The sequence below is a fragment of the Actinomycetota bacterium genome (assembly GCA_036280995.1).
In the GTDB taxonomy this organism is placed as follows: Bacteria; Actinomycetota; CALGFH01; order CALGFH01; family CALGFH01; genus CALGFH01.
This window is the reverse complement of record DASUPQ010000331.1, coordinates 1-25,716: the sequence shown is the minus strand read 5'-3', so window position 1 is coordinate 25,716 and position 25,716 is coordinate 1. Positions and strand designations below refer to the sequence as shown.

General features: G+C 75.0%; 22 protein-coding genes. 11 read left to right on the top strand and 11 right to left on the bottom strand.

Going from position 1 to position 25,716, the window contains the following annotated elements:
• Positions 1 to 6: 6 nt before the first annotated feature.
• The 3 genes from VF468_11400 to VF468_11390 are packed head-to-tail and all read right to left on the bottom strand — an operon-like array spanning position 7 to position 5,506.
• Positions 7 to 1,668: a DUF4352 domain-containing protein gene (locus tag VF468_11400; protein ID HEX5878909.1), complete on the bottom strand. Its 1,662-nt coding sequence runs from the start codon at positions 1,666 to 1,668 to the stop codon at positions 7 to 9.
• Positions 1,669 to 1,706: 38 nt separating this feature from the next.
• Complete coding sequence (locus VF468_11395; protein ID HEX5878908.1) at positions 1,707 to 3,887, bottom strand: acetate--CoA ligase family protein; 2,181 nt, start codon at positions 3,885 to 3,887, stop codon at positions 1,707 to 1,709.
• Positions 3,884 to 5,506, bottom strand: a complete 1,623-nt coding sequence (locus tag VF468_11390) for an NAD(P)/FAD-dependent oxidoreductase (protein HEX5878907.1) — start codon at positions 5,504 to 5,506, stop codon at positions 3,884 to 3,886. Before VF468_11390 ends, VF468_11395 begins: the two co-directional genes overlap by 4 nt.
• A 116-nt stretch (positions 5,507 to 5,622) precedes the next feature.
• Here VF468_11390 and VF468_11385 point away from each other — a divergent pair, with 116 nt between their 5' ends.
• Positions 5,623 to 6,285 carry a TetR/AcrR family transcriptional regulator gene (locus tag VF468_11385; GenBank protein ID HEX5878906.1) on the top strand — a complete coding sequence of 221 codons (663 nt, stop codon included), beginning with the start codon at positions 5,623 to 5,625 and terminating at the stop codon, positions 6,283 to 6,285.
• Here the strand turns inward: VF468_11385 and VF468_11380 are convergent.
• Genes VF468_11380 through VF468_11370 form a run of 3 tightly spaced genes read right to left on the bottom strand, consistent with a single transcriptional unit; the run spans position 6,277 to position 9,961 of the window.
• Complete coding sequence (locus VF468_11380) at positions 6,277 to 7,359, bottom strand: ABC transporter ATP-binding protein (protein HEX5878905.1); 1,083 nt, start codon at positions 7,357 to 7,359, stop codon at positions 6,277 to 6,279. The genes VF468_11385 and VF468_11380 overlap by 9 nt on opposite strands.
• Before the next feature lie 58 nt (positions 7,360 to 7,417).
• Positions 7,418 to 8,788 carry an aspartate aminotransferase family protein gene (locus VF468_11375; GenBank protein HEX5878904.1) on the bottom strand — a complete coding sequence of 457 codons (1,371 nt, stop codon included), beginning with the start codon at positions 8,786 to 8,788 and terminating at the stop codon, positions 7,418 to 7,420.
• A 12-nt stretch (positions 8,789 to 8,800) separates the two neighbouring features.
• Positions 8,801 to 9,961, bottom strand: coding sequence for an acyl-CoA dehydrogenase family protein (locus tag VF468_11370; GenBank protein ID HEX5878903.1), 1,161 nt, complete (start codon positions 9,959 to 9,961; stop codon positions 8,801 to 8,803).
• Positions 9,962 to 10,069: 108 nt separating this feature from the next.
• Between VF468_11370 and VF468_11365 the strand changes: the two genes are divergently transcribed.
• Genes VF468_11365 through VF468_11355 form a run of 3 tightly spaced genes read left to right on the top strand, consistent with a single transcriptional unit; the run spans position 10,070 to position 13,187 of the window.
• Complete coding sequence (locus tag VF468_11365) at positions 10,070 to 11,311, top strand: spermidine/putrescine ABC transporter substrate-binding protein (GenBank protein HEX5878902.1); 1,242 nt, start codon at positions 10,070 to 10,072, stop codon at positions 11,309 to 11,311.
• A gap of 3 nt (positions 11,312 to 11,314) precedes the next feature.
• Positions 11,315 to 12,313: an ABC transporter permease gene (locus tag VF468_11360; protein HEX5878901.1), complete on the top strand. Its 999-nt coding sequence runs from the start codon at positions 11,315 to 11,317 to the stop codon at positions 12,311 to 12,313.
• 4 nt (positions 12,314 to 12,317) lie between these two features.
• Positions 12,318 to 13,187, top strand: a complete 870-nt coding sequence (locus tag VF468_11355; GenBank protein ID HEX5878900.1) for an ABC transporter permease — start codon at positions 12,318 to 12,320, stop codon at positions 13,185 to 13,187.
• Between the two features lie 6 nt (positions 13,188 to 13,193).
• Here the strand turns inward: VF468_11355 and VF468_11350 are convergent, their stop codons facing one another.
• The gene (locus VF468_11350; GenBank protein HEX5878899.1) at positions 13,194 to 15,986 is read right to left on the bottom strand and encodes a penicillin acylase family protein; all 2,793 of its coding nucleotides are present in this window, start codon (positions 15,984 to 15,986) and stop codon (positions 13,194 to 13,196) included.
• Between the two features lie 160 nt (positions 15,987 to 16,146).
• Between VF468_11350 and VF468_11345 the strand changes: the two genes are divergently transcribed.
• A complete protein-coding gene (locus tag VF468_11345) occupies positions 16,147 to 17,370 on the top strand; it encodes an Ig-like domain-containing protein (GenBank protein HEX5878898.1) in 1,224 nt (407 codons plus the stop codon).
• A gap of 4 nt (positions 17,371 to 17,374) precedes the next feature.
• Positions 17,375 to 18,034, top strand: a complete 660-nt coding sequence (locus VF468_11340) for an ATP-dependent endonuclease (protein HEX5878897.1) — start codon at positions 17,375 to 17,377, stop codon at positions 18,032 to 18,034.
• Positions 18,035 to 18,081: 47 nt separating this feature from the next.
• Here the strand turns inward: VF468_11340 and VF468_11335 are convergent, their stop codons facing one another.
• The gene (locus tag VF468_11335) at positions 18,082 to 18,600 is read right to left on the bottom strand and encodes a hypothetical protein (protein ID HEX5878896.1); all 519 of its coding nucleotides are present in this window, start codon (positions 18,598 to 18,600) and stop codon (positions 18,082 to 18,084) included.
• Between the two features lie 33 nt (positions 18,601 to 18,633).
• The gene (locus VF468_11330) at positions 18,634 to 19,890 is read right to left on the bottom strand and encodes an acyl-CoA dehydrogenase family protein (GenBank protein HEX5878895.1); all 1,257 of its coding nucleotides are present in this window, start codon (positions 19,888 to 19,890) and stop codon (positions 18,634 to 18,636) included.
• 93 nt (positions 19,891 to 19,983) lie between these two features.
• On the opposite strand from VF468_11330, the gene VF468_11325 reads away from it, so the two are divergent.
• From VF468_11325 to VF468_11305, 5 genes are all read left to right on the top strand, one after another.
• Positions 19,984 to 20,202, top strand: a complete 219-nt coding sequence (locus VF468_11325) for a dodecin family protein (GenBank protein HEX5878894.1) — start codon at positions 19,984 to 19,986, stop codon at positions 20,200 to 20,202.
• A 126-nt stretch (positions 20,203 to 20,328) separates the two neighbouring features.
• Positions 20,329 to 20,751, top strand: a complete 423-nt coding sequence (gene dhaM / locus VF468_11320; GenBank protein HEX5878893.1) for a dihydroxyacetone kinase phosphoryl donor subunit DhaM — start codon at positions 20,329 to 20,331, stop codon at positions 20,749 to 20,751.
• Between the two features lie 71 nt (positions 20,752 to 20,822).
• A complete protein-coding gene (dhaL, locus tag VF468_11315) occupies positions 20,823 to 21,500 on the top strand; it encodes a dihydroxyacetone kinase subunit DhaL (GenBank protein HEX5878892.1) in 678 nt (225 codons plus the stop codon).
• Positions 21,497 to 22,273 carry an IclR family transcriptional regulator gene (locus VF468_11310; GenBank protein ID HEX5878891.1) on the top strand — a complete coding sequence of 259 codons (777 nt, stop codon included), beginning with the start codon at positions 21,497 to 21,499 and terminating at the stop codon, positions 22,271 to 22,273. The genes dhaL and VF468_11310 overlap by 4 nt, the downstream gene beginning before the upstream one ends.
• Before the next feature lie 37 nt (positions 22,274 to 22,310).
• Positions 22,311 to 23,627, top strand: a complete 1,317-nt coding sequence (locus VF468_11305) for an isochorismate synthase (protein ID HEX5878890.1) — start codon at positions 22,311 to 22,313, stop codon at positions 23,625 to 23,627.
• Between the two features lie 4 nt (positions 23,628 to 23,631).
• Here the strand turns inward: VF468_11305 and VF468_11300 are convergent, their stop codons facing one another.
• Positions 23,632 to 24,513, bottom strand: a complete 882-nt coding sequence (locus tag VF468_11300) for an alpha/beta hydrolase (protein HEX5878889.1) — start codon at positions 24,511 to 24,513, stop codon at positions 23,632 to 23,634.
• A gap of 9 nt (positions 24,514 to 24,522) precedes the next feature.
• On the bottom strand, positions 24,523 to 25,716 hold a 1,194-nt coding region (locus tag VF468_11295), incomplete at its 5' end, for a thiamine pyrophosphate-dependent enzyme (protein HEX5878888.1).

Sequence of the window (25,716 nt, the reverse complement as noted above, 5' to 3'; positions counted from 1 at the left end):
GGGCGCTCAGGCCACCGCGACGCTGGCGCCGCCGCTGAGGGGGCCGTCGTGGAGCTCGACCCGTGACGGGGTGACGGACTCGGGGACGTCGTAGACGAGCGTGCCCTCCAGGCGCTGGCCCGGGTTGAGGTGGCTGGACCACAGCCGGGCATCGCCTTCGTGGCGGGCGGTCGCGTCCAGGTCCGGGTCGTGGCGGTTGCCGTCGGTGTCGAACAGGAACTGCTGGCCGCCGCCGAAGGTGCGGCCCTCGGTGCCGGTGTTCTCGACCTCGAGCGCGACCAGGCAGAACTGGTCCTGCGCGGTCTTGGGCGCGAGGCCCCGGCCCACGGACGCGGCGCCGCAGTCGACCGAGCGGACCACGAACTCGAACTGACCGTCCCGGACCGGGTCGCCCAGCCCGGCCGGGGCACTGTCGGCCCGCCGCTCGGCGTCGCCGAGGTTGCTGGCCACCGCGAGCAGGGCCAGGACCCCGGCGGCGACCAGCAGCCGCCGCCCCCAGCGCCGCTTCCGCCGCGGCGGGGCGGTCCAGCCCGGGAGCTGCACCCGGCCCCGCGGCCGTCGCCCCAAGGGCGCCGGGCGCGGTTCGCCCCAGCCGGGCGGGGGAGCGGCCCCGACCAGCACCTCGGTGGCGGCCGCCGGGTCGCCGGGGAGGCGCGTCGTGCCGGCCGTCGGCGCGGCCGGGCCGCGGGGACCGGCGGTCGTCGGGGCGGTCGGGCCGGGGGACCCGGTGGCCGTCGGCGCCAGCATGCCGCGGACGGCCGCGGCCCCGGGGCGGGCGCCTGGGTCCTTGGTCAGCAGGGCCAGCAGGACCGGTTCCAGCGGCCCGGCCCGGGCCGGGCGGCCGGGCGGGTCGTGGAGGACGGCGGCGAGGGTGGCGGCCGGACCGGCCCGCTCGAACGGGGCCACCCCCTCGACCGCGAACCACAGCGTCGCCCCCAGCGCCCACAGGTCGGCCGCCGGCCCGGCCCGCTCGTCCCTGGCCTGCTCCGGGGCCACGTACGGCAGCGACCCGAACACCGCCGTCACCGCCCGGTCCGGCCCCTCGGCCCCCGACCCCGCGGCGCCCGCCAGCCCCTCCGGCCCGCCGGCCCCTGCCCCGGCGCCGCCATTCCGCGCCGGTCCTCTCCGGGCCCCCGGCCCGGGGCCGGCGGTGAGGGTGCGCTGGGTGTCCTCCTGGAGGGAGGCGATGCCGAAGTCGGCCAGCTTGACCCGGCCGTCGGCGGCCACCATCACGTTGGCCGGCTTGACGTCGTGATGGACGATCCCCGCCCGGTGGGCCGCGTCCAGCGCGTCCAGCAGGGCCAGCCCGACCCGGGCCGCCCCCGCAGGCGACACCGGGCCCGACCGGTCGACCAGGTGGCGCAGGGTCGGGGCCTCGACCAGCTCCATGACCAGGAACAGCCGGCCGTCGGCCTCGACCACGTCGTGGAGGGTGACCACCCCCGGGTGGTTGAGCCGGGCCGCGGCCCTGGCCTCGCGCAGCGCCCGCTCCCGCAGCGCCGGCGGCCCCCTGCCCGGCCCGCCCGGCAGCTCGACCTCCTTGACCGCCACCGCCCGGCCCAGCAGGACGTCGTCGGCCCGCCACACCGTGCCCATCCCGCCCCGGCCCAGCGGCCCCCCGAGGGCATAGCGGCCCGCGACCAGCCGGCGGTCGGCGCTCGCTTCCATGACGCGGGCCAGTATGTCAGGTCACCGGCCGCCGCCCCTCACCCGGCCTTCGCCGCCACCAGGGCGTCGACCGCGACGCAGCCGTCCGGGCCGGCGAGCAGGGGGTTCACGTCCAGGGCGGCCAGGCGGTCGCCGAGGTCGACGGCCAGGGCCGAGAGGCTGGCGACGGCGTCGGCGACGGCGTCCAGGTCGGCCGGGGGGGCGCCGCGGACCCCGTCGAGCAGGGGCCGGACGGCGAGGCGGTCGAGCATGGCCAGGGCCTGGCGCCGGTCGACCGGGGGCAGGGCGAAGCGGCGGTCCCGCATGACCTCGACCAGCACCCCGCCAGCGGCCACCATCACCAGGGGCCCGAACTGCGGGTCGGCGACCACCCCGAGGGCCAGCTCCACCCCGGGGCCGGCCATGGCGGCGACCAGCACCCGCGGCCCCAGCCGGGCCGCCAGGTCGGCGTAGGCGGCGGCCAGCCGGTCCGGCCCGTCCAGCCCCAGCCGCACCCCGTCCACGTCCGACTTGTGGACCACCCCGGGTGCGGCCGTCTTCAACGCCACCGGCCACCCGACCCGCCCGGCCGCCGCCACCGCCTCCGCCAGGCTGGTCGCGACCTCGGCCGCCACCACCGGCACCCCCCAGTCGCCCACCAGGGCCAGCCCCTCGGCCTCGTCCAGCGGCCGCCCGGGGTCGCCCAGCCGCGCCCGCCACCGCTCTTTCCACCGCTCCCGGGCCGGTCCGGAGCTGCCCGCAGCCCCCGGCGGCCGGTGGGCGAGGAACTCGCGGTAGGCCAGCAGGTGGCCGAACGCGGCCAGGCCGGTGGCGGTGCCCTCGAGCACGGGGACGCCGGCGGCGCGGAGGGTGGCGGCGTCGGCCGGGTCGGCGGCGGCGGTCAGGTTGGCGATGACGGCGACCGGCTTGGTGGTGGAGGCGGCGGCGTCGACGGCCAGGCCGGTGTAGCTCGTCTCGGGGGTGGGCTCGGTGGTCAGGTCGAGGTCGAGGGCGAGGGCGGCGGTGGCCGGGTCGTCGAGCAGGGCCTGGATGCAGGCGGCGAAGATGTCGTTGGCGTCGTTGCCGGTGCCCCAGGCGTCGAGCGGGTTGGCGGGGGGGAGGCCGGGCTCGAGCACGGCCGCCAGCCGCTGGCGGGTCGTCTCGGAGATCGCGGCCAGCGGCACCCGGAGCCGTTCGGCCACGTCCAGCAGGTGGGCCCGCTCGCCCCCCGAGTCGTGGATGGCGGCCAGCCCGCCGGGCGCGGCCCGCCGGCCGGCCAGCAGCTCGCAGGTGTCGGCCAGCTCGTCAAGGGTGGCCACCTGGGCGACCCCGTAGGCGTCGAACAGGGCCTGGTAGGCGCCGTCCTCACCGGCCAGGGCGCCGGAGTGGGCGGCGACCATGGCCCGGGCGGCCGGGCCGCGCCCGACCTTGAGGGCGACCACCGGAATGGCCCGGGCGGCCGCCTTGGCCAGGGCGGCCCGGAACGCCGCCGGCTCCCTGACCGTCTCCAGGAACAGGGCCACCACCCGGGTCCCGGGCAGCTCCAGGGCGTGGTCGAGGTAGGCGGCGGCGGTGGTGACGAGCTCGTTGCCGGCCGACACGACCAGGTTGAACCGGAGGCCGCGGCGGTTGTGGAGCAGGGCCGAGAACACCGACCCGGAGTGGCTGACCACGGCCACCGGCCCGGGGGGCAGGTCGGCCGGCTCCGGGTAGCCGCAGACCCTCAAGCTCTGGTCGAGGTTGAAGAAGCCCATGCCGTTGCCGCCGCACACCGCCATGCCGGCCGCCCGGGCGATCGCCGCCAGGCGCTCGGCCAGGGTCGGGCCGGCTGGATCGGGGTCCGGGTCGAGGCAGCTGGCGAAGATGACCGCGGCCGGGATGCCCGCGTCGGCCGCCGCCTGGAGCTGAGCCTCCAGGGCGGCGTTGGGCACGGCCAGCACGGCCAGGTCGACCGGGCCCGGCAGATCGGCCAGGGACGGGTGGCAGGGGCGCCCGGCCACCTCCCGGTAGCGCGGGTTGACCAGGTGGACCGCGCCCCGGTACCCGCCGGCGAGCAGCTGGGCGACCAGCGTGTCCCCGAACGACCCGGGCCGCGCGCTGGCCCCCACCACCGCCACCGCCCGCGGCTCGAGCAGCGGCGCGAGGGGAAGGCGGCCGCCGGGTCGCCCCGGCTCCGGACCGGGCGGGGGAGGGCCGCCGGGGCGCGTTGGCTCCGGGGCGAACGGGCCCCGATCGGTCACCAGCGGCGGCGGGTGGCTCGCCTGCGGTCGGACAGCACGGCCCGGTAGGCCTGCCAGCCGGGGATGCCGCAGACCCCGCCGCCACCGTGGGTGGCCGAGCTGGCCTGGTAGAGGCCGGTGATGGGGCTGCGGTAGTCGGCGTAGCCGGGCGCGGGCCGCATGTGGAACAGCTGCTCGACCGAGAGCTCGCCGTGGAAGATGTTGCCCCCGACCAGCCCCCACTCCTGCTCCATCTGCCAGGGCCCGACGACGTCGCGGTGCAGGATGGCGCCCTTGAGGTTGGGGGCCAGCTCCGCGTAGCAGTCGATCATCCGGTCGGCGTAGGCCTCCAGCTCGTCGGCGTGGGGGGCCTCCGACCACTCGTGCGGGCACCACTGGGTGAACAGCGACATGACGTGGATGCCCTCGGGGGCCAGGGTCTTGTCGAACACCGTCGGGATGCAGCCGTCCGAGAACGGCCGGGTCGCGCCCCGGCCCTGCTTGGCGTCCTGGAACGCCTGCTCGATGTAGCCGACCGACAGGGCCATGGCGATGGCCCCGGTGTGGTGCTCGGCCATCTCGGTGCCGGGGTCGGCGGTGAAGTCGGGCAGCTCGGCCAGGGCCAGGTTGATCTTGACCACCCCGCTGCGCGACTTCCAGCGCTCCATGTCGGTGACGAAGTCGGCCGGCAGCTCGGCCCGGTCGATCTGCTCCAGGAACGTGATCCGGGGGTGGATGGCCGTCACCACCACCGGGGCGTGCAGCACCTCCCCGCCGGCCAGGACCACCCCGGTGGCCCGCCCGCCCGACACCAGCACCCGCTCGACCCGGGCGCCGGTGCGCACGCTGGCCCCGTTGGCCAGGGCCGAGCGGTGGATGGCGTCCGAGACCGCCCCCATGCCGCCCTCGGGGAAGCCCCAGCTGCCGAGGTGGCCGTCGCCGACGTCGCCGATCGAGTGGTGGGCCATCACGTACGCGGTGCCGGGCGAGTCGGGCCCGGCCCAGGTGCCGATCACCCCGTTGATGGCCAGGCTCGCCTTGACCTCCTCGGACTGGAACCAGTCGTCCAGCAGGTCGCGGACGCTCATGGTCATGAGCCGGGTCACGTCGCCGACGGTGCGCACGTCCAGGCCGCGGTAGCGCCAGGCCAGCCGGAGCAGGTCGCGCAGGTCCGACGGCCGGCGCGAGCCGATCTTGGGCGGGGTCTGGGTGAGCAGCGGCCCCAGCACCGCCGCCAGCCCCTCCAGCCAGGCGTCCCAGCGGACCATGGCGTCGGCGTCCCGCTTGGAGAACTTGGAGATCTGCTCGTGGTTGCGGCGGGCGTCGTCGTCGTACAGGGTCAGCGAGCGGCCGTCCGGCCAGGCCTGGTAGGCCGGCCCCATGGGGAACAGCCTGTAGCCGTGCCGCTCCAGGTCGAGGTCGCGGATGATCCGCGGCGGCATCAGGCTCATCACGTACGACAGCCGGGTCACGTTGATCTCGGGGGCCTCGGGCCAGGGGGCGTCGGTGGCGGCCGCGCCCCCGACCTTGGACCTGGCCTCCAGGACGACCGTGCGCGCCCCCGCCCGGGCCAGGTAGGCGCCGGCCACCAGCCCGTTGTGGCCGCCCCCGATGACGATCGCGTCCCAGGCCGCGGCCATGTCCCCTCCAACAAGACTGTAATTGACTGAACGTTCAGTCTAAGATGGCCGGGGAGCGCGCGACAAGCCTGAAGCGCCCTACACTGCACGGCGACGTCGACATCCTTGGAGCAGGCATGAGCCCACGACGCAAGCTGTCCGACGCACGGCGCCACCAGATCCTCAAGGCGGCCGTGCGGGTGATCGCGGAGAAGGGCCTCTGCGACACCGGGATCAAGGACGTGGCCGACCAGGCCGGCACCAGCCCGGCCCTGGTCATCTACTACTTCGGCACCAAGGACACCCTGCTCGCCGAGGCGCTGGCCTTCGCCGAGGATCGCTTCTACGCCAAGACGGCCGAGGCCGTGGCCGGCATGTCCAGCGCCCGCGACCGGCTGGTCGAGCTGGTGCGCTGCTCGTGCTCGGTCGGGGAGGCCGAGGACGACTTCGACGAGTGGGTGCTGTGGCTCGACCTGTGGGCCAGGGCGGCCCACAAGCCGGACGTGGCCAGGGACCGCCTGACCATGGACCGGCGCTGGCGGACGACCATCGGCGAGATCGTCCGCCAGGGGCAGGCGGCGGGCGAGTTCGCCCCGGTCGACGTGGAGACGTTCGCCCTGCGGCTGGCCGCCCTGATCGACGGCCTGGCCATCCTGGTCGTCCTCCAGGACCCGGAGGTGTCCCGCGAGCGCATGTTCGACCTGTGCCTGGAGATCTGCGCCAGGGAGCTCGGCTTCGACTGGACGGCCGAGGACCGCGCCAGCCTGGTGCCCTCGCCCGAGCGGGCCGCCTCAGGCTGAGGCGGGCAGGACCCGCAGGGCGTCGGCGGGGAGGTGGACGGCGATGGCCGTGCCCTGCTGCCAGGCGATCGGCTGGCCCTGGTTCTGGACCAGCGCCTGGAGGGGCTCGCCGTTGGCCAGGCGGACCACCAGCTGGGTGGACGGCCCCAGGTAGACCAGGCGCTCGACCATGCCCGGGACCCGGTTGGGGCCGGTCGTGCCGTAGGGCTCCAGGACCACCCGCTCGGGCCGGATGACCACCTTGACGTCGCCGCTGGCGCCGGTGTCGCCGCCGGCCGCGGCCAGCTCGAACTCGCCCAGCCGGACCCGGCAGGGCCCCCCGCCGTCGCCACCGGCGGCCGTCGCCCCCAGGAGGTTGGCCACCCCCAGGAACCCGGCCACGTACGTGGTCGCCGGCGCCTCGTACAGCTCGGCCGGGGGACCGACCTGCTCGATGCGGCCGCCGGCCATCACGGCCAGGCGGTCCGACATGGTGAGGGCCTCCTCCTGGTCGTGGGTCACGTACACGAAGGTGATCCCGACCGCCTCCTGGAGCGCCTTCAGCTCCACCTGGAGGGTCTTGCGCAGCTTGGCGTCCAGGGCCCCCAGCGGCTCGTCCAGCAGCAGCACCGACGGGTTCAAGACCAGCGCCCGGGCGAGCGCGACCCGCTGGGCCTGGCCGCCTGACAGCTGGGCCGGCCGCCGCCGCTCCAGCCCCTGGAGCTGGACCAGGGCCAGGGCCTCGGCCACCCGCCGCCTGGCCTCGCCCTTGTCCAGGTCCTGGAACCGCAGCCCGAAGGCGACGTTGTCGGCCACGTTGAGGAACGGGAACAGGGCGTAGCTCTGGAACACGGTGTTGACCTTGCGCTTGTGGGGCGGGGTGCGGGCCATGTCGACCCCGTCGAGGAGGATGCGCCCGCCGGTGGGCTGCTCGAACCCGGCGACCAGCCGCAGGGTGGTCGTCTTGCCGCAGCCCGAGGGGCCGAGCAGGGCGAAGAACTCGCCCCCGGGCACGTCCAGGTCGATGCCGTCGACGGCGGTGACGTCCTCGAACCGCTTGACCAGCTCGACCAGCCGGATCTCGCCTCCGCCCATGCGGCGACCCCTTTCCGCCACGCTCCGCTGCCGGCATCGTAACCGGCCGTGGCCGCGTTCAGCCGCCGGCGACGTCGTCGGCGAAGGCGGCGAAGTTGGCCACGAACCGGTCGACGTCCTCGTCGCCGTGCTGGGCCGACAGCAGCCACTGCTCGGCCTTGCCCCAGGGCGGCAGGAACACGCCGCCGTTGTGCTGGTAGAGCCAGTGGCAGTGGCTCCAGCGGTCGTCGATGGCCAGGAAGTCCCGGTAGTTGCGGACCGGGGTGGGGGAGAAGGTGACGCAGCCCTTGGCCCCGACCGCGACCACGTGGGCGGGCAGCCCGGTGCGGGCCAGGACCTGCTCGACCCCGGAGACCATGCGCTGCTGCAGGCCGGCGATCCGCCGGTAGGTGTCCGGGGTCAGCACCTCGGTCAGGGCGGCCGCGGCGGCGGCCATGGCCAGCGGGTTGCCGTTGAAGGTCCCGACCTGGTCGTAGTGGCCGCTGGTGATGTGGTCCATGACGGCCTGGCTGCCGCCGATGGCGGCGGTGGACAGGCCGCCGCCGATGGCCTTGGCCAGGCAGATGATGTCGGGGGTGACCCCGTAGCGCTCGACCGCCCCGCCGGGGGCGGCGGTCACGCCCGTCTTGACCTCGTCGAAGGCGAGCAGGGCGCCGTGGCGCCTGGTCAGCTCGCGGAGGCCCTCCAGGTAGCCGGGCTCGGGCGGGATGATCCCGGCGTTCATCATCACCGGCTCCAGCAGCATCCCGGCGATCTCGCCCCGGTGCTCGGCGAAGATCCGCTCGGTGACCTCAAGGTCGTTGTAGGGCACGACCGTGGTCAGCCGGACGATCTCGGCCGGGATGCCGCTGGAGGCGACCGCGCTGGCCGGGCCGTGGACCGGCCCGATCTCCTCCAGCGGCTGGTAGACCGACACCTGCACCGAGTCGTGGTGGCCGTGGTAGCAGCCCTCGACCTTGACGATGCGCGACCGGCCGGTGATGGCCCGCATCAGGTGGACGGCGTCCATGGTGGCCTCGGTGCCCGAGTTGGCGAAGCGCCACAGGGGCAGGCCGAACCGCCGGCCCAGCTCCTCGGCGACCACGATGGCCTCGGCCGTCGGCTGGGCGAAGTGGGTGCCCCTGGCGACCCGCTCGGAGACGGCGGCCACCACCGCCGGGTGGGCGTGCCCGACGGCCATGACGCCGTAGCCGCCGTGGAGGTCGACGTACTCGTTGCCGTCGGCGTCCCAGACGCGGCCGCCCTGGCCGTGGCTGATCCAGACGGCCTGGGGCCGGGAGATCTGCCAGCTCGAGGTGACCCCGCCGGCCAGGGACCGGCCGGCCCGCGCCAGCAGCTCCCGCGAGCGGGGCTGGCGGTCCAGGAACCGCTGCTCCTGGACGGCGATCAGCTCGTCCAGGCGGGTCCCAACCGACACCGACACCGTCATGGCCGTCTCCTCTTATCCGGTCAGCGTGCCCACGCCCCGCTTGGCGAGCTGGTCGGCGATGATCGCCCGCTGGATCTCGGAGGTGCCCTCCCAGATCCTGTCCACCCGCAGCTCCCGGTAGAAGCGCTCGGCCACGTTCTCGCGCATGTAGCCGCGCCCTCCGAAGATCTGCACCGCCCGGTCGGCGACCCGCCCGGCCATCTCGGAGGCGTACAGCTTGGCCATCGAGCACTGGGCGTGCTGGACCTTGACGTCGAGGCCGGCGTCGAGGCCGTGGGCGGTCTGGTAGGTCATCAGCCGGGCCGCCCACAGCTCGGTCAGGGAGTCGGCCAGCATGAACTGGACCGCCTGGTAGCCGAAGATGGCCTGGCCGTAGGCGTGGCGCTCCCTGGCGAAGGCCGTGGCCTCCTCGATCAGCCGCTCGGCCGCGCCCAGGGCCCGGGCGGCGATCATCAGCCGCTCGTACCGGAACCACTCATAGGCGAAGGTCATGCCGTCGCCCTCGGCGCCGATCAGCTGGCCGGCGGGGACGCGGACGTCCTCGAAGGCGACCACCGGGTGGTGGTAGGGGTAGGTGTGGGTGTACGCGGGGGTGCGGACCACCCGGATGCCGGGGGTGTCCAGGTCGAGCACGAACATGGCGTGGGCGCCCGCGTTGGCCCCGCCGGCCAGCTTGCCCTGGAAGAACACGTGGTCGGCGTGGTTGAAGGAGGTCACGTGCCACTTGACCCCGTTGAGCACGTAGTGGTCGCCGTCGCGGGTCGCCGTGGCCTGGATGGCGTCGACGTCGGAGCCGGCGCCCTCCTCGGTGATGGCGTAGCACTCGCGGCGCTCGCCGCGGATGGTCGGCACCACCCAGCGGTCCAGCTGCTCGGTGGTGGCGACCTTGGGCAGCCAGGAGGCCGGGGTGTGGACCACCCAGCCGAGGGCGTTGGTGACCCGCCCGATCTGCTCCTGGACCAGCACCTGCTGGAAGGCCGTGAAGCCGCCCCCGCCGAGCTCCTTGGGCATGTTGATGGCCTCGAAGCCGAGCTCGGCGACCCGGCGCCGGTGCGCCTCGAGCAGCCCGTCGGGCAGCTCGCCGCCGTGCAGCTCGGCCTCGACCTCGTGGGGGAGCAGCTCGTCCGCGAGCGCCCTGGCGGCCGCCTGGATCTCCCGGTCTGCCTCCGACATCGGATAGCTTCGGCCCACGAACAGACTCCCCGGAAGCGTAACGCAAACATTGACTGAACGTTCAGTTTATTGTTTACTTCCGCCCACCTGCAAGCTCAGGAGGCAGCCATGGCCAGGATGAGCCGCCGAGCCTTCCTCTCCCGTTCCGCGGCCACGGCGCTGGCCGTCTCCGGAGGAGTCCTGCTGTCGGCGTGCGGCGAGCGCGACGCCACCGGGGTCGCCCCCGGCGCCGGCGGGCCCAAGCTCGCCAGCCCCGAGAACCCGGTCACCTGGCCGGTCCCGGCCGACGCCGGGCGCATCGCCGACGGCCTGGCCCCGGAACAGGGCGCGACCCTGCGCGTCTACAACTGGAGCGAGTACATCTACAAGAAGGTCGTGCAGGACTTCGAGAAGAAGTACAAGAAGTACGACGTCAAGGTGCAGGTCTCCACCTACGGCAACATGGACGAGGCCGTGGCCAAGCTGCGCGCCGGCCAGGTCGCCTTCGACGTGCTGTTCCCCACCTACGACTACATCGGCAAGCTGATCCAGGGGAACTTCCTGCGCCCCCTCAACCACTCCTACATCCCCAACATCGAGCAGGTCTGGCCGGCGTTCCAGAACCCCTGGTACGACCAGGGCTGGAACTACACGGTGCCGTACACGATCTACACCACCGGCATCGCCTGGCGGGTCGACAAGGTCAAGGACGACGTCGCCCAGCTGCCCAACCCCTACGAGGCCCTCTGGGACGAGCGCTACCGGGGCAAGGTCGGCATCCTCGACGACTACCGCGAGGCCATCGGCATGACCCTGCTCAAGAACGGCATCACCGACCTCAACACGGCCAACCAGGACCACCTCAACCTGGCCCGGGACCAGCTGGTGGACCTGGCCCAGACGGTCCGGCCGCGGGTCAACACCAACGACTACATCGACCTGCCCGAGTCCAAGACCTGGATCACCCAGGCCTGGTCGGGCGACATGGTCAACGCCCAGTACTACATGCCCAAGGGCCAGAGCGCCGACGTGATGCGCTACTGGTTCCCGGCCGACGGCAAGGGTCCGGTCAACAGCGACCTGATCGTGCTGCTGCGCTCGGGCAAGAACCCGGTGCTGGGCCACCTGTTCATGGACCACCTGCTCGACTACGACGTGGCCGTGGAGAACATGAGCTGGAACGGCTACCAGCCGCCCCAGAACAAGCTCAACCCGACCGAGCTGGTCGGCCAGGAGCTGCTGCCCAAGAACCTCGAGACCGCGACCGTGCTGCCGGCCTACTTCGAGTCCGGCTACCGCTACCTGGAGCTGCCCGGCGAGGTCGACGACCGCTGGCACGCGGTCTGGCAGGAGTTCAAGGCCGGAGCGTAGCCGGTGGCGACCTCGGAGGCCCCGGCGACGACCCGTGAGCCCGGTCAGGCCGAGCCGAAGTTGCCGCACCGGCGGGGTGCGCGTCGCGCCTCCGCCCGTGCCGGCGCCTGGCACCCCCGCTGGTTCTGGCCGTCCTTCGCCGTCCCGGGGATGGTCTGGCTGGTCGTGCTGTTCCTGCTGCCGTTCTACGTGGTCCTGTCGATCGCCTTCGGGGCCGTCGACCCGCTGTTCCGGACCCCGGTGCCGGTCTGGAACCCGGCGCAGTGGAACCCGTTCCAGTTCGAGCTGCTGTACGACCGCGTCTTCGGCCCCGGCGGGTTCCTCGGCCCGGCGTTCCTGCGCACCTTCGCCTATGTGGCCGCGGCCAGCGCCCTCTGCCTGCTGGTGGCCTACCCGGTCGCCTACTACGTGACCCGCTATGCCGGCCGCCGCAAGGGGCTGCTGCTGGTGGCCCTGCTGGCCCCGTTCTGGGTCAGCTACATGATGCGCATGCTGGCCTGGGTCAACCTCCTGGAGGCCGACGGCATGGTCAACAACGTGCTGGAGGCGGTCGGGATCCTGGACGAGCCGTTCCCGTGGCTGGCCGGCCAGCCGGTCACCGTCACCCTGGGGCTGGTCTACGGCTACATCCCGTACATGGTCCTGGCCCTGTACGCCGGGCTGGACCGGGTCGACCAGCGGCTGCTGGAGGCGGCCCGCGACCTGGGGGCGAGCCGGCGGCGGACCTTCGTGCTGGTCACCCTGCCCCTGTCCCGCCAGGCCATCCTGGCCGGCCTGGTCGTGACCTCCCTGCCCATGTTCGGCGACTACTTCACCAACGACCTGCTGTCGGGGTCGCCGCGGACCTCGATGGTCGGCAACCTGGTCAACGACGCCATCGCCAGCCCCGGCCAGGGCGGCCAGGCCGCCGCCCTCGTGCTGGTCATGATGGCCCTGCTGGCCCTGCCGATGGTGCTCTACATCCGGGCCACCGCCCGCGCCTCCCGCGAGGCGGGGAGGTGAGCCGGTGAAGCGCTGGCTGACCGACCCCTGGCGCAAGCCGCGGCTGCTGGCGGCGCTGGTCTGGGGCTACCTGGCCTGGTCGGTGCTGCCGGTGGCGATCGCCGTCTGGTTCTCGTTCAACGCCGGCCGCTCCCGCTCCAGCTGGCAGGGCTTCTCGCTGCGCTGGTACTGGCAGGACCCGGTGCTGTCGGTCTGGAACGACCCCGACCTGCAACGGGCCCTGCTGCACAGCCTGCGCCTGGCCGTGCTCACCACCCTGGTCGCCGTGCCCCTCGGGGTCGCCTTCGCCATCGGCCTTGACCGCTGGCGGGGCCGGCTGGCCGCCGGCTTCAACTTCCAGATGCTGCTGTCGTTCGTCCTGCCCGAGATCCTCCTCGCCGTGGCCCTGCTGTTCCTGTTCACCAACCTGCTCAAGGCGGTCCAGCTCGGCACCTGGGCCCAGCTCCTGGGCCTGGTCACCTTCCAGCTCTCCTACCCGGTGATCATCTGCCGGGCCCGCATGCTCTCGATCGGCAGCGAGTACGAGGAGGCGGCCATGGACCTGGGCGCCTCCCCGCTCAAGGCGCTCCGCCACGTCCTGCTGCCCCTGCTGTCCCCGGCCATCTTCGCCAGCGCCGTGCTCGTCTTCGCCGACGTCATCGACGACTTCGTGCTCGTCCGCTACCTGTCCGCCGACGCCGCCTCCGAGCCCATGTCGGTGAAGATCTACAACACCGCCCGGGCCAGCCCCACCCCGGCCCTCAACGCCCTGGCCACCATCATGCTGTTCTCGTCCCTGCTGGCCATCGCCCTGGGCTTCTTCGTCTACCGCCGCCTGACCCGCGGCGAACGCACGCAGGAGTCAACCGTCGAGGGGTTCGCGGCCCAGATCTGAGCGGCGTCAGGCGGCGGCGTCCTGCTCCAGGGCGAAGCTGTCGTTGGTCAGCCACTCCGGGAGCAGGTTGACGTAGAACGGGCTGCCGGGGACGCCGCTGGTGCCGCCGGGGAGGCTGGAGGAGGCGCGGATGTCGCCCGGGGCCCGGAGCTCGCTGACGTAGCGGTTGGCCGGGCCGCCGCCGAAGCCGAACTCGCCGGTGGCGTCGGCGCGGGCGTCGTGGGTGGAGGCGTCGACCGTCTCGAAGCCGCCGTCGGTGGGGATGCCGGGCAGGTCGGCCAGGGGCGGCGGGAAGGCGCCGAAGGCCGGGGGGATGTTGAACGGCCCGCCGAGGGGGTGGTCGAGGGTCACCCGGTGGAGCCGGCCCCAGCGGTAGTCGTCCTGGTCGGTCGACCCGCCGAAGGCGGCCTGGAAGTCGGGGCCGGCCAGCTTGGCCAGGGCGGCCTTGACCGCCTGGAGCAGGACCACGTCGCGGCGGTCGGCCGGGTCGGCGACCCCGGGGACGGCGAAGAAGTCGACGCCCGAGGCGCCGACGCCCTTGGTGTCGGCGAAGGTCTCGAGCAGGTGCTTGAGGGCGGTCAGGGAGCGCTCGCCGTCGGGCCCCTCCAGGCCGAACGGGGCCAGCCGGGCGTCGATGGCGCCCTTGATGACCTGGCTGCGCCAGACCGCGTAGATGGTGGCGGCGGCGCTGTTGAGCTGCTCCAGGCGGGTCGGGGCCTGCCGCTGGCCGTCGACGTCGCCGGCGTCGTAGCCCTCGGCGATGCCGGTCGGGGTCCGGCGGCTCCAGATGGCCAGGCGGCCGACCGCCTCGGCCACGGCCGGGTCCCGGGCCAGGCCGCGCAGGGTCGGGTCGCTGTCCAGCACCCCCCGGGCCAGCGCCCTGACCAGGTGGGGGACGAAGAACTGGGCGTCGACCAGGGCGACGTCGGCCTGGATGCGCTGCATGTCGGCGAACGACACGGTGCCGTCGCCGGCCAGCTCGGCCCGGAGCAGGGCGGTGATGCGGCCGCCGCGGATGCCGGCGTAGCCGTTGTTGAGGTAGTAGATGCCGCCGCCGGGCCGCGTCTGGTTCATGGGGTCGTTGTCCAGGGTGACCCCGGCCGGGTCGTTGTTGGCGTTGACGAAGAAGCCGGCCGGCGGGTTGACGATCTGCGGCATCTCCTCATAGGGCAGGATCTCGTAGGGGATGGCCTGGCCGGGCTGGGGGTTGCGGGCCGGCAGCCACTCGTTGCCGCCGGTGCCGTTGCGGATGAAGAACGGGGGCAGGCCGTTCACGGTGCCGGCCTGGAGGTCCTCCCGCAGGGGCAGCTCGGCGCTGGTGAAGTAGGCGATGTTGCCCTCGACGTCGGCATAGGCCCAGTTCTGGCCGCCGACGTCGAAGAACTGCAGGCCGCGGCGGAAGTCGTCAAGGTTGCGGGCGTCGTCCCAGATCAGGAACGTGTCCAGCTCCCGGGTGGCGCTGAAGCCGGTGTACTGGACGCTGAGGGCGGTCCCGGCGGCCTGGTCGAGCTGGATGATGGGGCCGTTGTTGCGCCGGGGCACGATCAGGGTCGCCGGCGGGATCGGGCCGCCGGGGGGCACGACGGTGAGGTTGTCGGGGGTGCCCGAGCCCGGGTTGTTCTGCCGGAAGGTCTCGGGGATGGGGATGATCGGCTCCAGCCGGCCCTGGTAGACGGTGGCCAGGCCGCTCGGCGAGGACGGGTCGGGCCGGACCTGCTCGGCGTAGGTGTCGGTGACGTCCATCGGGTTGACGGTGGCGCCCCAGGAGATGAAGCGGTTGTTGCCGACGATCACCCCCGGCGTGCCGGCGAAGCCGCTGCCGATGGCGTCGGTCCGCCCGGCCTGGAGGTGGACCGGGTAGAAGGTCGAGGGCGAGTCCAGGGCCAGGTGGGGGTCGTTGGCCAGCAGCGGGTGGCCGCCGGCGGCCACCCGGCCCGACACCGCCCACTGGTTGGAGCCGGTCTGGCCCCGGTCGCGGGCCAGGGCGCGGCGCAGCAGCGGCACCTTGGCCGCGGCGGCGGCGTAGCGCTCGGCCAGGCGGCCGGCGGCCCCCAGCCGCTCGCCCGCGGCCTCGACGCCGGCCACCGAGGCCCCGCCCCTGGCGGGGGCCGCCGTGGCCGCCGCCGGGCCGGCCCGGCTGGCGTCGGGCACGGTCGAGGCGTCGGTGAACGGCTCGGCCCGCCACAGGTCCTGGAAGAACAGGGCGGTGCCGTCGAAGCCGGCCGCCTGCCCGGCCTGCTGGTAGCCGAGCAGGGCGGTGGTGAGCTCGATGTCGAGGTCGAACGAGAGCCCGAAGGCCTGGAGCTTGCCGACGGCCACGCTGTCCAGGGCCGTCCAGGGCCGGAACGAGGTCAGGCTGAGGGCCCCGTACTCGGGCGGCAGCGGGTTGCCGGCGACCCAGGCGTTGACCCCGTCGGCGTAGGCGGCCAGCACCCTCCGGGCGTCGTCGGACAGGGCGGGCAGGGAGCGGGCGGCCGCCCGGTGCAGGCCGATGGCCCGCAGCTGCACGTCGGTGGGCAGGGCGGCCGGCCCGAGCAGCTCGGCCAGCGTCCCGCCGGCCTGGCGGCGGCGCACGTCCATCTGGAACAGCCGGTCCTGGGCGTGGACCCACCCCTGGAGGAAGAACAGGTCGTGGCGGGAGCCGGCCCGGATGTGGGCGATCCCGTTGGCGTCCCGGTCGACCGAGGCCGGCCCCTCCAGCCCGGGCACGTCGACCGGGTCGGCGGCCGCTGCCTGGGCGAGCACGCCGGCCGGCAGCAGCAGGGCGAGGGCGAGGACGACGATGATGGCGCGCCGCATCGGGGTGATCTCTCCTGGGACGGCTCCCAGCTCCCGGAGCGACCGCTGCCCCGGGCGTCGTCCGAACCCGGCGAAGACTACCAAAGCGGTGCGTCTGTTCAAGTCCGGGACGCGCTCGCACCCGGGCCGGGACCGGAGGGCCGGGTAGACTCGGAGGGCGATGACTCGTTTGCGCCGTCCCGGAGCACCGCGGCCGCCGCGGCCGCTGCTGCCGCTGGTCGTGGCCGCGGTCGCCGTGGTCGCCCTGGCCGCCGGCGGCTGCACCGCGGGCGACCGGCCGGCCCCGGCCGGGGCGGCCAGGGAGGCCGGCGGGGGCGAGGCGGCGGCCCCGGTCAAGGTCACCGTGACCCCCAGGGACCGGGCGACCCGGGTCGGGCTCGACACCCGGGCCCGGGTGGTGGCCGACGCCGGGCGGCTGCGGGCCGTCCGGGTCACGACCAGCGGCGGGCGGAAGCTGGCCGGCACCCTGGCCGACGACGGCCGCACCTGGGTGAGCACCGGCCCCCTGGCCCCGGCGACCCGCTACCGGGTGGTGGCCGAGGCCGTCAACGACGCCGGGGCCCCGACCCGCGCGCGGACCAGCTTCACCACCCTGCGGCCCCGGGCCGAGCTGCGGGCGGCGATCATGCCCCTGGACGGCGAGACGGTCGGGGTCGGCCTGCCCATCGGCGTCTGGTTCAGCCAGCCCGTGGCCGACCGGGCCGCGGTCGAGCGGCGCCTGGAGGTGACCTCGTCCAAGCCGGTGACCGGGGCCTGGCACTGGTTCGCCGACAACGAGGTCCACTACCGGCCGAAGAGCTACTGGCCGAGCGGGTCCCGGGTCACCCTGCGGGCCCGGCTGGCCGGGGCCGACGCCGGCCGCGGGGTCTGGGGTGTGGCCGACCGGACGATCCGCTTCCGCATCGGCGAGCGCCGGGTCAGCGTCGTCGACGTCCGGACCCACCGCATGAAGGTCGTCTCGGGCGGGCGCACCCTCAGGGTCCTGCCGGTCAGCACCGGCCGGGAGCGGTACCCGACCACCAACGGGGTCCACTTCGTCCTCGAGAAGACCCCGGTGAAGCTGATGGACTCCTCGACCGTGGGCATCCCCCGGAACTCCCCGGGCGGCTACTACCAGCGGGTCGCCTGGTCGGTGCGGATCTCCAACTCCGGCGAGTTCGTCCACGCCGCCCCCTGGTCCACCGGCTCCCAGGGCCGGGCCAACGTCTCCCACGGCTGCGTCAACCTGTCCACCGCCAACGCGGCCTGGTTCTACCGCCTGACCCGCCGCGGCGACGTGGTCGAGGTCCGGGGCTCGCCCAAGCGCCCCGGCAACAGCTTCGGCGTGGCCGACTGGAACATGTCCTGGAGCCGCTGGCTGGCCGGCAGCGCCCTTCCCGGCTAGGCAGGTGAACGACAAGCAGCGATTCCCGCCGGCAGCCGTCGGGTCGCTGGCCGGCGGCGGAGAGGCTCCGCTGGTCGCCGCGGCAGCACACGCCCTGGCCGCCAGCGTCGACCCACGGACGGTCGTGCTGGTTGAGGGGATCAGCGACCAGGTCGCGCTCCAGGCGCTGGCTGCGCGCCGTGGTCGAGAGCTTGCCGCCGAGGGCGTTGCCGTGGTGCCAATGGGCGGGGCCAGGAACATCCGACGCTTCCTGGAGCTGTTCGGTTCCCAGGGCTTGAACCGCGGACTGGCGGGCCTGTGTGACGCCGGTGCGGAGGGCGACTTCCGGCGCGGTCTGGAGCGGGCCGGCCTCGGCTCCAGCCTCGGTCGCGCCGACATGGAAGCGCTCGGGTTCTACGTGTGCGTCGCCGACCTGGAGGACGAGCTGATCCGCTGCCTGGGTGCCGCCGGTGTGGAACAGGTCGTCGAGGCCCAGGGCGAGCTTGGATCGTTCCGCACCTTCCAGCAGCAGCCCGCCTGGCAGGGACGGAGCCGCCAGCAGCAGCTTCGGCGCTTCATCGGCACCCACAGCGGCCGCAAGATCCGCTACGCGCGGTTGCTCGTCGACGCGCTGGATCTGACGAGCGTGCCTCGGCCGCTCGATCGCGTCCTGGCCCATGGCTGACGCTCGAACAAGGCCTCCGCCCTGCTTCCGAGTGGGCGCCGCTGTCGCTAGGAGGTGCGCAGCTGGCATTGGTCGACGACCTTGCGGTAGTCGGCCAGGGCGACGTCGAAGCGGGCCGCCTCGGCGGAGCCGGTGATCAGCGACGGGGTGCCCGTGCGGAGGGCCGCGTCGGCGCTGATCTTGCCGTTGAGCAGGTCGTTCATGATCTGGGTGTGCTCGCGCAGGGCGCCCGACACCTTCACGGCGTAGCTCATGGACCTGTTGGCCCGCTCCACCGCCTCGGCGCACTCCGGGGAGGCGGTGGGAGAGGGGGCGCTGCTGCTGGCGGTCGTGCCCGCGAACTGCGAGGAGCGGCCGGCCTGGTCGCGGTTGCCGATGGCGATGCCGCCGGCCAGCGACGCGGCCATCAGCAGGAAGGTGACCAGCAGCCAGGGCCAGGCGGAACGTCGTCGCTGCCCGCCCGGCGGGGCCGGGGGGTCGCTGGGGCGGCGGACGTCGAGGTCGGACACGTAGCGGCGTAGGGCGGCGAGCTGGCGTTCGCGGTTCTCGTCCTGCTCTGGAGGCATGACATCCCCCCTCCTCCGAAACGGTGCACCAGCCTAACCGGGCACCCCGGTCGAGGGCGACTCGCCGGCGGCACGGGGGCCGCCGTCGGCGAAGTCCCAGACCCCGCCCTGCTCGAACGCCCGCAGGACCCGGCGGCTCACCACCATCCGGTGGACCTCGTCGGGACCGTCGTAGAAGCGGGCCGCCCGGGCGTCGGCGTACATGCGGGCCAGGGGGGTCTGGTCGGTGAGGCCGAGGGCGCCGTGGGTCTGGACGGCCCGGTCGATGACGTCGTGGAGCACCCGGGCGGCGTGGAACTTGACCGCCGAGATCTCGACCCGGGCCTCCTCGCCCTGGTCGATGCGGGCGGCGGCGTCCAGGGTGAGGAGCCGGCAGGCCTGGATCTCGGCCGCCGAGTCGGCCACCCAGTTCTGGACCGTCTGCTTGGCGGCCAGCGGCCCCCCGAAGGCCTGGCGGCGCAGGGCGTAGCCGCACATCAGCTCGAAGGCCCGCTGCATCTGGCCGAGCCAGCGCATGACGTGGTGGATGCGGCCGGGGCCGAGGCGCTTCTGGGCGATGCGGAAGCCGTCCCCGGGGGCGCCGACGGTGTTGGCCACCGGCACCCGCACCCCGCGGTAGCGGACCTCGCAGTGGGTGCTCCAGCCGCGGCCCCGGTGGCCCATGACCGGGATGGCGCGGACGATCTCGACCCCGGGGGTGGTCGCCGGGACGATGATCTGGCTCATGCGCCGGTGCGGCTCGGCGGCGGGGTCGGTGACGGCCATGACGATCCCGAAGGCCGCCCCCTCGGCCCCGGAGCTGAACCACTTGTGGCCGTCGATCACCCAGTCGTCGCCGTCGCGGACGGCGCGGGTCCGCAGCCCGGTGGGGTCGGACCCCGACACCTCGGGCTCGGTCATGGAGAAGAACGAGCGGACCTCCCCGGCGACCAGCGGCGCCAGCCACCGCCGGCGCTGGTCGGAGGTGCCGAACAGCTGCAGGATCTCGGCGTTGCCGGCGTCGGGGGCCTGGCAGCCGAAGATCAGCGGCGCCCAGACGCTGCGGCCGATCAGCTCGTTGAGGAACGCATAGGCGACGAACCCGCGGCCGCTGCCGCCGGCCTCGGGACCGAGGTGGGGGGCCCACAGCCCGGCCGCCCTGACCTCGGCCCGCAGCTCCTCGACCAGGGCCTGGGCCTGGTCGTCCTCGCGGTCGAGTCGGGGCTCGTTGGGGTAGACGAGCCGGTCCATGAGGTCGCGGACCCGCTCGCGCAGCTCCCGGACCTCCGCTGTCATCGCCAGCACGGCCATCGGTGCCTCCTTCGGGCGCGCCCCCACGACGATATACGGTAGGCGGTAGCCGGCGGCCAGCAGCGGGCCGCCCAGCCGGAAGGATGGTCGCCCATGGCCGAAAGCGTCTACCGGGTCACCGAGCTGGTCGGGACCAGCTCCGAGTCGTGGGAGCGGGCGGCCGCGGCCGCCGTCGAGACCGCCTCCCACACGCTCCGGGACCTGCGGATCGCCGAGGTCGTCGAGCAGGACCTGGTGATCGAGGAGGGCCGGGTCCGGGCCTACCGGACCAAGGTCAAGATCTCGTTCAAGTACGAGCGCGGCGACGCCTAGCACCCCGGGGACCGGCGGCGGCCCTCCACCTCTTGACAAGACAAGCAACCCCGGTGCGTAATGCCCTAACGGTGTTCGGCATGATCGAACACCGGTCGTCCGGGCGGGTCAGGAGGTGGAGGGCCCGTGAGCGTGGGCCTGGTCGTCGTGTCCCACTCGGCCAAGGTGGCCGAGGGCGTGGTCGAGCTGGCCGGCCAGATGGCCGGCGGCGTGCGCATCCAGGCCGCCGGGGGCACCGACGACGGCGGCATCGGCACCGACGCCACCCTGATCGCGGAGGCCATCGCGGCCGCCGACGAGGGCGACGGGGTGCTGGTCCTGGTCGACCTGGGGTCGGCCGTGCTCTCGGCCCAGCTGGCCATCGACGAGCTGGTCGAGGAGGAGACCCGCGGCCGGGTCCGCATCGCCGAGGCCCCGGTCGTCGAGGGCGCCGTGGTCGCCGCCATCCAGGCCAGCACCGGCTCCAGCCTCGACGACGTCGACCAGGCGGCCAGGGGCGCGGCCACCATGGCCAAGGTCAAGGCGCCGGAGCATCAGGCCGGGGAATGAGGATGACGGCCGCCCTCGCAGTACCATGGGGCCGTTTGGTGCCCGGACCCCGACGGGAGGCAGCCAGGATCGTGGACGCGGCCTGCGTTCGGCTCTGGCTCGGGGAGGTCGCCGCCCGCCTGGAGGCCGAGCGGGACTTCCTGACCCAGCTCGACGCCGCCATCGGCGACGCCGACCACGGCGTCAACATGCACCGCGGCTTCACCGCGGTCATGGCCAGGATCGGCGCCGTCGAGGAGGCCACCCCCGGCCAGCTGATGAAGCTCGCCGGCCGGACCTTCGTCTCCACCGTCGGCGGCGCCGCCGGGCCGCTCTATGGCACCGCGTTCCTCCAGGCCGGCGAGGCCCTCGGCGACCACGAGCGCTTCGGGCCGCGGCTGCTGGGGGAGGCGCTGCGAGCCTCGCTCGAGGGGGTCCAGCGGGTCGGGGCCGCCTCGGTCGGGGACAAGACCATGGTCGACGCCCTCACCCCGGCCCTTGGCGCCTTCGAGCTGGAGCTGCGCATGGGCGGGTCGCTGGAGACGGCGGCCAGCGGCGCCCGGGAGGCGGCGGCCGAGGGGATGCGGGCCACCATCCCGCTCCAGGCCCGCAAGGGCCGCGCCTCCTACCTGGGCCCGCGCAGCGTCGGCCACCAGGACCCGGGGGCGACCTCGACGGCGCTGATGTTCGCCGCCCTCGCCCACGCCGTGGTCGCCGACCGCTCCCAGCGGTTCGCCGCCGGGGCCAGGCGCCGGGTGAGCGGGCCATGATCCAGTCGGTCGGGCGGGCGGCCCGGATCCTCAAGGCCCTCGGGTCGGAGTCGGCCCGGCTGGGCGTGACCGAGCTGGCCGAGCGGCTCGGCCTGGCCAAGGCGACCGTGTACGGCCTGCTGCGCACCCTCGAGGCCCACCAGCTGGTCGAGCAGGACTCCGAGACCGGCAAGTACCGGCTGGGACCGGCCCTGCTCCAGCTCGGCAACGCCTTCCTGGACAACAACGAGCTGCGGGCCCGCTCCCTGCTGTGGGCCGAGACCCTGGCCGGCCGGGCCGGCGAGGCCGTCCACGTCGGGGTCCTCTACGGCCCCAACGTGCTGCTCGTCCACCACGTGTTCCGGCCCGACAACTCGCTCCAGATCCTCCAGGTGGGGGCGTCGATCCCCTGGCACGCCTGCGCCCTCGGCAAGGCGACCGTCGCCTACCTGGAGCCGGAGGCCCAGGGCGAGCTCCTGGCCGGCCCGCTGCCCCGGCTCACGGGCCGGACCCTGACGTCGGGGACCGTCCTCCGGGCGGCCCTTGAGGCGGTGGTCGAGACCGGGGTGGCCGTCGAGGACCAGGAGGCGATCGTCGGGGAGGCCGGCATCGCCGCCGCGCTGTTCGACAACCGGGGGGCGGTGGTCGGCGCCATCGGGCTGGCCGGCCCGGTCGAGCGCCTGCTCCCCGACGGCCCGGCCGCCGACGCGGTGGCCGCCGTCAAGGAGGCGGCCCGCGGGCTCTCGCGCGAGCTGGGCGCCGGCCGCCCGGCCGTCCCCGGCGCCGGCGCCTGAGTCGCGCGACGGCGCATCCCGCCCCTACGATGGCGCCATGACGTCAACGGAGGACCCCGGGACCGACCCGTCCCAAGGGTCCGAACGGCTGGAGCCCGGTCCCCTGTTCAGCCGGGTCGTCCGCCTCGACGACGGGCTCGACCCGCTCGGGGAGGCCGGCGACGACGGCTTCGTGTGGCATTCCCCGGGCGGCGCCCTGGTCGGCCTGGGCGCGGCCGCCCGCGTCCCCGTGGGCACGGGACCGGGGCGGGTCGAGCGGGCCGGCGAGACGGTCGCCAGCCTGCTCGAGGCGGCCGAGGTCGCCGACCCCGACCGCACCGGCCTGGGCCCGGCGGCGGTCGGCGCCCTCCCGTTCCACCCGGCCACCCCGGGCGAGCTGGTCGTCCCGGCCCTGCTGCTGCGCACCGACCCCGACGGCCGAACCTGGGCCGTCCTCACCGAGCCGGCCCCGTTCGCCCCGCCCGGCCCCGGCGAGCTGGTCGGCCGCCTGCGTGGCTCGGCCGCCGACGCCCCCTGGCCGGTCGCCCGCCGCCTCGACAGCGAGCGGTCGGCCGGCGGGTCCGGCCTGGCCGGCTGGCGGGCGGCGGTGCGGGCGGCGCTGGCGGCGATCGGGGCCGGGCGGCTCGACAAGGTGGTGCTGGCCCGGGAGGCGGCGGTGGAGGCGGAGCGGCCGTTCCCGCGGGGCGAGGTGCTGCGGCGGCTGCGGCGGCGCTCGGGCGGGTCGACCTACCTGTACGCCAGCGGCGGGTTCGTCGGGGCCAGCCCCGAGCTGCTGGTCCGGCGGCGGGGGCGGGTGGCCACCTCGCGGCCGATGGCCGGGACCGTGCCCCGGGGGGACAGCGCCGCCGCCGAGGCCGACGGGCTGGCCCGCCTCACCGGGTCGCCCAAGGAGGCGGTCGAGCACCGGCTGGTGGTCGACGCCGTGGCCGAGGGCCTGGCCAAGGTGGCCGACCGGGTCGAGGTCGGCCGGCCCGAGGTCGTCCGGCTGGCCACCGTCGCCCACCTCGCCACCGAGATCACCGCCGACCTCACCGGCCCGCTGCCGTCCGCCCTCGAGCTGGCCGGCCTGCTCCATCCGACCCCGGCCGTTGGCGGCTCACCGAGGGACGCCGCCCTGGCCGTGATCGCCGCCCTGGAGCCGTTCGACCGGGGCCGCTACGCCGGCCCGGTGGGCTGGGTCGACCGCGCCGGCGACGGCGAGTGGGCGGTGGCCCTGCGCTGCGCCGCCCTCCAGGGCCGCCGCGCCCACCTGATCGCCGGGGCCGGCATCGTCCCCGGCTCCGACCCCGACGCCGAATGGGCCGAGACCGAGCACAAGCTGCGGGCGATGCTGGAGGTCCTGCTCGGCCCCTGACCGCTCAGCCGGCGGCGAAGAACCCCTCCAGGGCGGCCAGGGTCTCGGCCGGCGACTCCTCGGCGACGAAGTGGCCGCCGGGGACGCCCTGGCCGCGGACGTCGTCGCACCAGGGCCGCCAGGAGGCCAGCGGGTCCTCGGCCCGGCGGGCGATGCCGTCGGTGCCCCAGAGGGCCAGGACCGGGCAGGCGATCCGGCGCCGGCCCAGGTCGGCGGCGTCCAGCCGGTCGTCGACGGTGGCGCCCGCCCGGTAGTCCTCGCAGGAGGCGTGGACGGCGGCCGGGTCGGCGAAGCAGCGCACGTACTCCTCGACCGCCTCGGGGTCGAACGCCGCCGGGTCGCCGGCCCAGCGGCGCAGCTTCTCCCGCACCCACCAGCCGGGGTCGGCGCCGATCAGGGTCTCGGGGAGGCCGCCGGGCTGGGCCAGGAACAGCCAGTGGTAGGTGGCCATGGCCAGCTCCCGGTCCATCCGCTGCCACATCACATGGGTCGGGACGATGTCGAGCACGGCCAGCCGGGTCACCACCTCCGGGTGGTCGAGGGCCATGCGGTAGCCGACCCGGCCGCCCCGGTCGTGGCCGGCGACCCCGAAGGCGCCGAAGCCGAGGGCGGCCATGACCTCGATCATGTCGCGGGCCATGACCCGCTTGGAGTAGGCGAGGTGGCCCGGGTCGGAGGGCGGCTTGCCGGAGCGGCCGTAGCCGCGCAGGTCGGCCGCGACCACGGTGAACCGCTCGGCCAGCCCGGGCGCGACCTTGTGCCACATGGCCGAGGTCTGGGGGTAGCCGTGGAGCAGCAGCAGCGGCGGGCCGTGGCCGCCGAGGCGCAGGTGGATCGCGGCCCCCTCGGCGGCCACGGTCCGGCTGTCGAACCCCTCGAACAGCATGGCGGCAGCCTACCCGCCGACGGCGGCGGCCACGGCCTCGGCCAGGGCGCGGTGGCGGGCCAGGTTGGCCGCCCGCTCGCTGCGCACCAGCACCAGCCGGGTGCCGCCGCCGGCCAGGGCGGCGTCGAGGGCCGGGACCAGGTCGGCCGCCTTCTCGACCACCCGGCAGGGGACCCGCGCGGCGGCGGCCAGGGCGGCCAGGTCGAGCCCGTGCGGGGTGCCGAACAGGGGCTCGAACAGCTCGCCGGGCAGCTCGGCCTGGGGGAGGAAGCTGAAGATCCCGCCGCCGTCGTTGTCGACCACGACCAGCACCGGCCCCCGCGGCCGCCCGGCCGCGCCGAGCAGGCTGGAGGCGTCGTGCAGCAGCGACAGGTCGCCGCAGAGGGCCGCCACCGGCTCCTCGCCGGCCGCCGCCACCCCCAGGGCGGTGGCCACGAACCCGTCGATCCCCGACAGCCCGCGGTTGGCCACGAACCGCAGGCCGTCCCGCGCCCGGGCGAAGGCGTCCACGTCCCGGACCGGCATGCTGGAGCCGACCACCAGCGTCCCCCCCTCCGGGACCCAGCCGGTCAGGTCGCGGGCCACCCGGCCCTCGAACGGCTCGGCCCACTCGTCCAGCAGCCCGTCGATCGCCTCCCGGGCCAGCCGCTCGGCGTCCAGCCAGGACCGGAGCCACCGATCGGAGGGACCGGCGGCGAGCCGGGCGGCGGTGGCGGCCAGGAGGGCGGAGGGGTCGGCGGTGAGGCGCAGGGCGGCGGTGCGGGCGGGGTCGAGCCAGCCGCCGGCCGGGTCGACCAGGACCTGGGGCACGGACGCGTCCAGCCAGGCCGTCAGGGCCTTGCTGGTGGGGGCGCCGCCGACCCGGACGGCCAGGTCGGGGCGGTGGGCGGCGGCGAACCGGGGCGCCCGGAGCAGGCCGTCGTAGGTGGAGACGGCCGCCGGGCCGCGGCGGGCCCCGGACAGCGGGTCGGCCAGGACCGGCCAGCCGCTGGCGGCGGCGAAGGCGTCGGCGGCGCCCGGGTCCAGGTCCGCGCCCCAGCCGGCCACCAGCACCCCGCGGGGGGCGGCCCGGACCGCCTCGGCCAGGGCGGCCACGTCGCCGGGGGCGGCCACCGGCGACCCGGGCGGGGCGGCCGTCCACGGCGCCCCGCCGGCGCGACCCGGCGCCGGGGCGGCCGGGTCGCGCTCGACCAGCGGGTCGGC

What these genes read in the sequence shown, in the direction of transcription:
- VF468_11400 (HEX5878909.1), bottom strand. Translation starts at nt 1,668, where the DNA reads ATGGAAGCGAGCGCCGACCGCCGGCTGGTCGCGGGCCGCTATGCCCTC.
- VF468_11390 (HEX5878907.1), bottom strand. Translation starts at nt 5,506, where the DNA reads ATGGCCGCGGCCTGGGACGCGATCGTCATCGGGGGCGGCCACAACGGG.
- VF468_11385 (HEX5878906.1), top strand. Translation starts at nt 5,623, where the DNA reads ATGAGCCCACGACGCAAGCTGTCCGACGCACGGCGCCACCAGATCCTC.
- VF468_11380 (HEX5878905.1), bottom strand. Translation starts at nt 7,359, where the DNA reads ATGGGCGGAGGCGAGATCCGGCTGGTCGAGCTGGTCAAGCGGTTCGAG.
- VF468_11375 (HEX5878904.1), bottom strand. Translation starts at nt 8,788, where the DNA reads ATGACGGTGTCGGTGTCGGTTGGGACCCGCCTGGACGAGCTGATCGCC.
- VF468_11370 (HEX5878903.1), bottom strand. Translation starts at nt 9,961, where the DNA reads ATGTCGGAGGCAGACCGGGAGATCCAGGCGGCCGCCAGGGCGCTCGCG.
- VF468_11365 (HEX5878902.1), top strand. Translation starts at nt 10,070, where the DNA reads ATGGCCAGGATGAGCCGCCGAGCCTTCCTCTCCCGTTCCGCGGCCACG.
- VF468_11350 (HEX5878899.1), bottom strand. Translation starts at nt 15,986, where the DNA reads ATGCGGCGCGCCATCATCGTCGTCCTCGCCCTCGCCCTGCTGCTGCCG.
- VF468_11345 (HEX5878898.1), top strand. Translation starts at nt 16,147, where the DNA reads ATGACTCGTTTGCGCCGTCCCGGAGCACCGCGGCCGCCGCGGCCGCTG.
- VF468_11335 (HEX5878896.1), bottom strand. Translation starts at nt 18,600, where the DNA reads ATGCCTCCAGAGCAGGACGAGAACCGCGAACGCCAGCTCGCCGCCCTA.
- VF468_11330 (HEX5878895.1), bottom strand. Translation starts at nt 19,890, where the DNA reads ATGGCCGTGCTGGCGATGACAGCGGAGGTCCGGGAGCTGCGCGAGCGG.
- VF468_11325 (HEX5878894.1), top strand. Translation starts at nt 19,984, where the DNA reads ATGGCCGAAAGCGTCTACCGGGTCACCGAGCTGGTCGGGACCAGCTCC.
- VF468_11310 (HEX5878891.1), top strand. Translation starts at nt 21,497, where the DNA reads ATGATCCAGTCGGTCGGGCGGGCGGCCCGGATCCTCAAGGCCCTCGGG.
- VF468_11305 (HEX5878890.1), top strand. Translation starts at nt 22,311, where the DNA reads ATGACGTCAACGGAGGACCCCGGGACCGACCCGTCCCAAGGGTCCGAA.
- VF468_11300 (HEX5878889.1), bottom strand. Translation starts at nt 24,513, where the DNA reads ATGCTGTTCGAGGGGTTCGACAGCCGGACCGTGGCCGCCGAGGGGGCC.